7 protein-coding genes and 1 pseudogene are annotated in these 7,166 nt (G+C 66.5%); 3 read left to right on the top strand and 5 right to left on the bottom strand.

Features of this window, described 5'->3' with window-relative positions; translation table 11 throughout:
* Positions 1-113 precede the first annotated feature (113 nt).
* The 3 genes from MXD62_RS26625 to MXD62_RS26615 form a co-directional block, all read right to left on the bottom strand.
* Positions 114-1,310 carry a hypothetical protein gene (locus tag MXD62_RS26625; protein ID WP_248832161.1) on the bottom strand — a complete coding sequence of 399 codons (1,197 nt, stop codon included), beginning with the start codon at positions 1,308-1,310 and terminating at the stop codon, positions 114-116.
* Positions 1,311-1,950: 640 nt separating this feature from the next.
* Positions 1,951-2,997, bottom strand: coding sequence for a Gfo/Idh/MocA family protein (locus MXD62_RS26620; RefSeq protein WP_248832160.1), 1,047 nt, complete (start codon positions 2,995-2,997; stop codon positions 1,951-1,953).
* A gap of 136 nt (positions 2,998-3,133) precedes the next feature.
* Entirely contained in the window at positions 3,134-3,691 is a 558-nt protein-coding gene (locus MXD62_RS26615; RefSeq protein WP_248832159.1) for a VOC family protein, read from the bottom strand.
* Positions 3,692-3,785: 94 nt separating this feature from the next.
* Here MXD62_RS26615 and MXD62_RS26610 point away from each other — a divergent pair, with 94 nt between their 5' ends.
* Together MXD62_RS26610 and MXD62_RS26605 are read left to right on the top strand one after the other, a co-directional pair.
* On the top strand, positions 3,786-4,433 hold the full coding sequence (locus tag MXD62_RS26610; protein ID WP_248832158.1) for a TetR/AcrR family transcriptional regulator: 648 nt from the start codon (positions 3,786-3,788) through the stop codon (positions 4,431-4,433).
* Positions 4,434-4,528: 95 nt separating this feature from the next.
* Positions 4,529-4,699 (top strand): annotated as a pseudogene (locus MXD62_RS26605) (IS6 family transposase); the annotation flags it as partial.
* A 269-nt stretch (positions 4,700-4,968) separates the two neighbouring features.
* Here the strand turns inward: MXD62_RS26605 and MXD62_RS26600 are convergent.
* Together MXD62_RS26600 and MXD62_RS26595 are read right to left on the bottom strand one after the other, a co-directional pair.
* Entirely contained in the window at positions 4,969-5,367 is a 399-nt protein-coding gene (locus MXD62_RS26600; protein ID WP_248832157.1) for a hypothetical protein, read from the bottom strand.
* 3 nt (positions 5,368-5,370) lie between these two features.
* Positions 5,371-6,363: a hypothetical protein gene (locus MXD62_RS26595; RefSeq protein WP_248832156.1), complete on the bottom strand. Its 993-nt coding sequence runs from the start codon at positions 6,361-6,363 to the stop codon at positions 5,371-5,373.
* A 602-nt stretch (positions 6,364-6,965) separates the two neighbouring features.
* On the opposite strand from MXD62_RS26595, the gene MXD62_RS26590 reads away from it, so the two are divergent.
* The coding region (locus MXD62_RS26590) for a hypothetical protein (RefSeq protein WP_248832155.1) at positions 6,966-7,166 on the top strand (201 nt) is incomplete at its 3' end.

Below are 7,166 nucleotides of genomic sequence, written 5' to 3'. Positions count from 1 at the left end.
CTTTAGGATCAAGACCAGACAGAGACCACGCACCGTCACCACCGAATGTGGAACAGAGCCGATCTTGAAACAGTCCCACCACACTGGCCTGGCGGCAGACCGCCAGACCTCGCCTACGCAACAGACCCGTCAGGTACTGTAGTTGGTTGCGGGGAATAGGGCGGCAGTCGGTCTGCTTCGATCGATGCATGACCCTGTCCGCTCCTGTTCCACTTCTCGAGGTCGAAGAGCAGGAGCGCGGAGCCCTCCCCGTGATCGTCGTTGGGGTCCTTCAGAGTGAAGGCGATCCACCGGGAATTCGGTGACACAGCAGGCTGGTTGGCCCCGTATCCGTCGAATTCTGTGAAATAGGTGAGGCGTTCCCACTTCGCCTGGCCGTCCAGCGGCACCCGCCAGAGGTCGATGCTGACCGGCCCCCGGGTGCTGCTGATGTCTCGTTCCACGAGGGTCCAGCGACCGGCCGGCTCGATGCCCTCGGCCTCGTCGTACCAGGGCGAGCGGGAGTGGTTGACGATCTGCCCGGTCTCGCGGTCGATACTCATGACCTCGGAGCCCTGGTAGCCGTACATGGTGAAGACCAGTTGACGGTCGGTGCCATGCCGGCCCCGCACGGAGCGGAAGTCCTGGGATTCCAACAGTACGGGCCCGGGGAAGTCCTCGCGGTCGACGAGCTTGGTCGTGTCCACCAGCGACGGCGTCCCGCGCCGGTCGTAGCTGATACGGCCGGTGAAGATCTGGGACTGGGCGGTTTGGATGTCTCGGTCGGGGTCGTAGAAGTCGTAGTGGGAACGGACCCAGGCGATCGTTGTGGAACCGGGTGCGTGCGAGACGGCGATGCCCTCCCAGCACGACTCGTTGAGCGGTACCGGAGGCCTCTTCCCGAGCGGGCGCTGCATCAGCCAGATCTTCCCGTCGATGCGGCCGCCGGTGGCGTCGGCCGGTGCGCACAGGACGAGATCGCCGTTCGTGAGCGGGGTTGCCCGTAGTACCTTCGGGGCGAATCTCCCGGTCAGCTTCGTCGCCCTCGGTTGGACGCCGGTGCCGTGGTCGAGTTGGTAATCCCAGACCTCACCGTTCTCATCGATCACGAAGAGACTGCGACCGTCAGGAGCAAACTGGGGTTTTGTTGCCGCGCCGACTCCTTCGGGCAAGGGTAGCTGGCGGATGTGGTCGGGTAAGTTGTCCAGCGGGGTGTCGGCTGCCGGGCTGCCCGTCGGAACCGATTTGGACGCGGCCTGGGACGGAGCGGCGGCGAAGACCGTGACCACCCCCAGCGCCAGCATTGCGACGGCGGTACCGCGTATTCTCATATTTCCTCCAAATGATCAAACAGGGAATGAGTGGCGTCGACCAGCATCCCGTATTCCGATTTCAGAAAGACCAGAGCGTGCTCGTACTGCTACGAATCTATGAATGTGGGAGGATGCGTGGACGATGTCGGTTTCGTCGTCCACGGCGAGGCGTTCGTATGAGTCGAACCTGCGGGGTGGAGTGGTGCCGTATTTCGGCTGAAACTCGTCAACGGTCGATCGATTAGGGGCGCCTACGGTCATCAGCTCACCTTTCGGAAGGCGGCTGGGTGCGGCGGCGAATCCCTCGGTGACTGCCCGGTCCTCGAGCTACCTCAGTGAAGCGCCGCGTATACCACCCCATTCCCGTAAGGGCACCACAATCGGCGCCATCGTGGTCGTCACCGTCCGGAAGGCTGGGCCGGCCGGCGACTCCGCACAGTACTTAGCCTTTTGGTAACACGTGTAACGTCCACGACAGTTACAGGTGTGATGCGCTCATGCAAGAAAGTCGCGACATACATCTGGAGTATTAGCGGTTGGATGGTACCACTCGATGATCGACGGGGAGTAGACCGCGCTACCGGGGCTGCGGGCCGCCGGGCACAGCAACGTCTTCCTGGTGTCAATGTCACGTCCACGTCCCGTCCCCGGTGTCGCATCAGTGATCATGCACGGATTGGGAGGCCGCCATGGCGGACCTGATGCCGTCAAGTACGTCGAAAACGTCAATGGAAGCTCGGAGTGGGTGCCACTCGTGCTCCGTCTCGCCCCGGCGGATCGCCTCCGTCACGGCGCGAAACATCGGAACATAGCCGTTGCCCTCGCGGTCGAACCGCGAGATTTCAGGTGACGAGAAAACTGTGCCGTTGAGGGTGCCGTCCATGATGTGGATGGCGTACTGGGAGGCTGCCATAAACGGTGCGGGTATCGTCATCCATCCGGAAGTGCCACTCGCCGAGGCGGTCGGCTCGATGAACTGCACCATGGAGGCGGCCAGGTGTGCGAAACGGCCCCCGTCGTACCGTAGGGTCACGTGTTCGGTCACATCGACGCCATCGGCCCTGACGAGACCATCTGCGATGATCCCGCTAGGCTTGCCGAGCAGTTCGAGCGCCAGGGTAACCGGGTAGATTCCCTGGTCCAGCAGTGTGCTGCTGGAGCGTTCAGCCGACCACCGTGTCGAATCCTCCGTCGCGAACGGGAGGCCGAAGTAGCCGCGTACCGCGCGGATATCGCCGATGCGGCCAGCGTGCGCCTGGGCGATGAAGGACCGGAAGCTTGGATTGAACTTCATCCACATCGCCTCCATGGCAAAAACGCCTTGGCCTTGCGCTGCCTCGGCAATCTTCCGAGCCTCGACCGCGTTAACCCCGATCGGTTTCTCGACCAGGACATGCTTGCCGGCTGTTATGGCCCGGAGCGCCATCGGCGCATGGAGAGCATGCGGTGTCGCGATGTAGACGGCGTCGATTTCCGGGTCGGTCAGGAGGGTGTCGAGGTCATCGAAAGCGCGTCCGAAGTCAAACTCTTCCGAGAACGTGCGAGCCTTCTGGAGGGAGCGAGACAGTACCGCCGCGCGCCGCGCTCCGGGGATGGCTGCGAAGTCCGGGGCGACGGTACGGGATATGTCACCGGTTCCGACGATCGCCCAACGAACCTCGGCTGGCGGAGCCTGTTTCGTTGTGACCACGTGGGGATCAGGCATTACGGAAGGATCTTTCTCGAGTCCCGAATATATGTCGATTCATCCGTGAAGAGGGTGGAGTGCCCGTGAGCCGTGAGCCCGTACGCAGCCAGTTGAACTCCGGACGTGCCAACCTGCGGTAGTGGGTGTGCCGATGTCACGATGCGCCGCCGGGCGCCATCGAGCGGATTGGTTGGCTGCCGTCCCAGTTGGCCGTGGTGGTACGGAGCATCTCGGCAAAGCCGTCCGTACCGGCGGAGCGCTCCATGATCTCGATGACCTGTGCGGGGCCGGCGGGTGGTTCGAGGTAGGCGTACCGTATCGGGCTGTTCGCATCGTCGCTGGACCACACGACTGGCCATCCAGTGGCCTCGACGGTGGCCCGGACCGCCGCTTCGAGATCCTCGACCCACCAGGCAAGCTGCTGATATCCCTCCCGTCCGGAGGCCAGGAACTCCGTGTAGATACTGGACGTGTTGTCTTCCTGTTGGATCAGTTCGATCTGCAGGTCACCCGAGTTACTCAGTGCGAGTGACGCGGTGACCGAGCACGGCTGACCGCGGTAGACCGCGTCCATGGGGAACCCGCGCAGCACGTACCACGGGCCGACACCCAACGACAACCAGCTGGCCAGGGCCGCGTCGAGGTCGCGTACGACATAGCCGATCTGGCGGATGGCTCCCTGTAGTGCAGCTGGCCGGGTGGACTGGCGCATGGCCCCACTCCTTCGTTACCGAGTACTTAATAGGTATACCGTAAGGCATGGTATGGTGTCTACCTACAAGGAATGTCTTGAGGCGAAGGTTCCTGTGATCGCGACTGAGGGAGTTCCGGGCTATCGGCGTGACCGGGCCCGTCTGCCGGCCACCCAGCGGCGACGGCAGATCGTGGAGGCCGCGACGCGGCTGATAGCGGACCGTGGCTTCTGGGGCCTGTCCATGCAGGACGTCGCCGACGGCTGCGGGCTGACCGTCCAAGGCCTGCTGCACCATGTCGGCTCGAAAGACGGGCTGCTTGTCTTGGTCTTGGAACACTCCGAGGCTGAAGACGCGCTACAGCTGGCCGCACAGCTCAGCGCGGGCGACGGTGATCAGACGGGCGAGCGGGAGGACGGCACGATGCCGGTCAGGATCGAGCTGGCGCAGACGTGTGTCGCGATCGTGCGGCGCAACATGGCGCAACCGGAGATCGTCCGACTGTATGCCGTGCTCGCGGCTGAATCACTCGAGCCACACCACCCCGCGCACGCGTACTTTCTCGCCCGCCACGAACGAGCGCTGGCCGGGCTTACGGAACTAGCCGGGACCGTAACTGACCGCCCGCAATCGCTGGCCCGGCAAATACTGGCGACGCTGGACGGCCTGCAGCTCCAATGGCTACGCACCCCCGACACCGTCGACCTGGCCCGGGAATGGGAGGCCGCAGCCAAGGTCATCTTCGGTGGAATGGATATCTGACCCACGTGGTCTCCGACTCGGTGATGAACATTTATAACGCACTGTTGCGTTGACGAAGTCCGCCATCGAGGCTGCCGATCAGTCATGATCGAGTGATGCGTCGACGTTGTGTCCGTCCACCGGCTCTGACGTCGGAGTTCGCCGGGTTCCGGTTCCCTCCTGAGGTGATCGTGCTGGCGGTGCGGTGGTATCTGCGGTTCGCGTTGTCGTACCGGGATGTCGAGGAGCTGCTCGCCGAACGGGGCATCGAGGTTGATCACGTGACTACTCCCTGGCCGGTCAGCGATCCACACGAACGCGGGAACGGTTCCCCGACGGCGGTTCCGCCGGTCACCAGCATGGGCGGGATCGGCGCGTAGCGACCCGCCCCCGGGCGTCCCGGCCCCGCCAGCCGGTCCTGGTCTGCGGGCGCCCACAACCCCGCCGTGACGGTCCTCTCCGACGGGCGAACGGGTGCCGGTGATCTCACCGGTCGGCAGCCCACCCGCCCGGGGGAGCCCTTCGCCCTTGCAGGGCACGAGATCCAGATTCCCGCTCAGGCAGGCTGTCGCCGACGCGCCCGCACCGGGGGCTGGGTGGCCGTCATGACGGCGCGGCGGAGCTGCCGGATGAGCCTGTCGAGTTCACCGGCGAGACTCGCGGGGATCCGATCCGAGGTCGCGGCCAGCACAACCCGGACGTAGGGCAGCGTCAGCAGGAACCCCCGGTGCTGGGCCCAGTAGACCCGGGCGTCCCGGGCCTGCCGCGCACCGGCGAGCACAGCGCCGATCCGGACCGTCTTGTCTGCGACGAGGGCGGCGGCGATGTCCGGGCGGAGCCCGGTGAGCCGGCGGGTCGCCGCCTGCGGGTCGTGGCGGAACAGACCCGCGATGGTCTCCTCCCCCTGCAGGAGCCACAGCGCGATCAGCGTGTCGATACCGCACCGCGCGGCCACCGCTCACTGACAACGTCGATGTCCGCGTAGCTGGGGGTGTCGCGGAGCAGTACCGCGGCGATCAGCGCAGGTGCGGCGTCGGGGACACCCCGGCCCAGGGTGAGCGCAACCCGGACCGCGTGCGCCAACGCTGGTGTGCCGGCCACAGCGTGGCCGGCACACCAGACTCGGGCCAGGCCCAGCGCCTCGTCGACCACCGGCGCCCGGGGCGGCGCGAGCACAGACCGCCGCACCAGACCCGGCTCCCTCGCGACGGCCGGCGACAATGAGCCGGCGGCGGGTGGCGGCAGGAATCGTCCCGACGCCGCGGGGACCCGGCGCGGCCCGCTGACGTGTGCCGCGCCGCGGGATCCGTGCACCACCGGCTACCGCGACGCGGAGAAGGTGAAGAAGTGGCTCCGGCCACCCTCCTGGATCCCGATCGACTCGTAGTGCTCGTAACAGGACCGACAGCCGGCGACGGGTCTCCTCTTGGCCGATCCAGTACCGGCGAGGTATCGCCCCCCAGGTGGCCGCGGCGTACACCTGGTTGGTGTAGCCGTCCTCGTCATACCCCTCGTCATGGCCGGCCGGCTCACGGCCGGTGCCGTCCACGAACACCACGTCCAGATCCTGTTGGACGCGGGACAGGACCGTGAACCGGGCGGCCAGCGCGTAGACGATCTCCTCGACCGGCGCCGGCACCTCAAGGCCAGCGAGCCGCTCATCCCCGATCTGCTCGTACAGCGCCGCCCTCATCGCGAGCACCTTCACCCCCTCGACGACCAGATCCGGGCCGTCGACCTCGGCGTCCCACCCGGCGATCAGCGGGAGGCCGGTGAACGTCACCCAGCGGGCCACATGCCGCAGCGCGCTGGCACGCAGCCGGTCGTACTCGGCGTGGTCCCGGACCGCGTCGAAGATCTCCACAGCTCTCGGCGCGACCGCGTAGGGATCAGGCATCCGCTCCCGACCATCCGAGTCCGAGTCCAGCCGGGCGATGGTGTCACTGGTCATGGGTGAGCCCCTCCAAGGTCGGTCGCGGTAATGGGCGGCACCCGCCCCGGCGCGGGTGGACGCCGGCAACGCCCGGGGCGGGTGCCAGGCCATCCAGCCCGCGGATTGGTCACGTAACCGACGGGCAGCGACGTAGAAGCCGTGTCCAGCAGGTCACGATCACGCGGGCACGATGGCCGCATCAGAGTGCGGCTCACCCCCCGGAGACCTGGCCGGCACCCGACCAGACCCCAGCAGGGGCAACCTCCGTACAGGAACAGGTGGGGAGGGAGCAGCATCCACGCGCAGAATGGCCGGTTCCCTCCCCACCCCGGCCAGCCCACCCCGCACCTGCCAGGTCCGCGGCCGGGCGAACAGCGGCTGCGGCCCGCAGGGGAACGGGCGGCCGTCGGCGAGCCTCCAGCCAGCCGGCCCGGCGGGGGCATCCGTGGTCATGTTCACGTTGCGCTCCTCACAGGTCCGGGAAAGTGGCCGGCGTGATTCCCACCGTGCACGACCCATGACACACTGCGCGATAAGCGATGCCCAGCGTGCAAAACCGCTTCGCAGCGGTGCGAACCCGCTTCGCACCCCCACGGCCGCGCCATACGGGAGGGGACGCCGTGCATGCTGACGGTCTACAGGCCCAGCTCGCAGCCCGATTCCGCCAGCTCACCGACGAACGGGGCCTCACCGGCGTCCAACTCGAAAAGCTGACGACCTACAGCCGCAACAACGTCTCCTGGCGGCGCTGTTGCGTTACGGGGAAGCTGGGCATGCCAGCGGCCGGGGCAGCTGCCGGTCAGACGGCTGCGGCGAGTTCG

The sequence above is a fragment of the Frankia sp. Mgl5 genome, assembly GCF_023242985.1.
GTDB classification, from domain to species: domain Bacteria; phylum Actinomycetota; class Actinomycetes; order Frankiales; family Frankiaceae; genus Parafrankia; species Parafrankia soli.
This window is presented reverse-complemented; position numbering and strand designations above follow the sequence as displayed.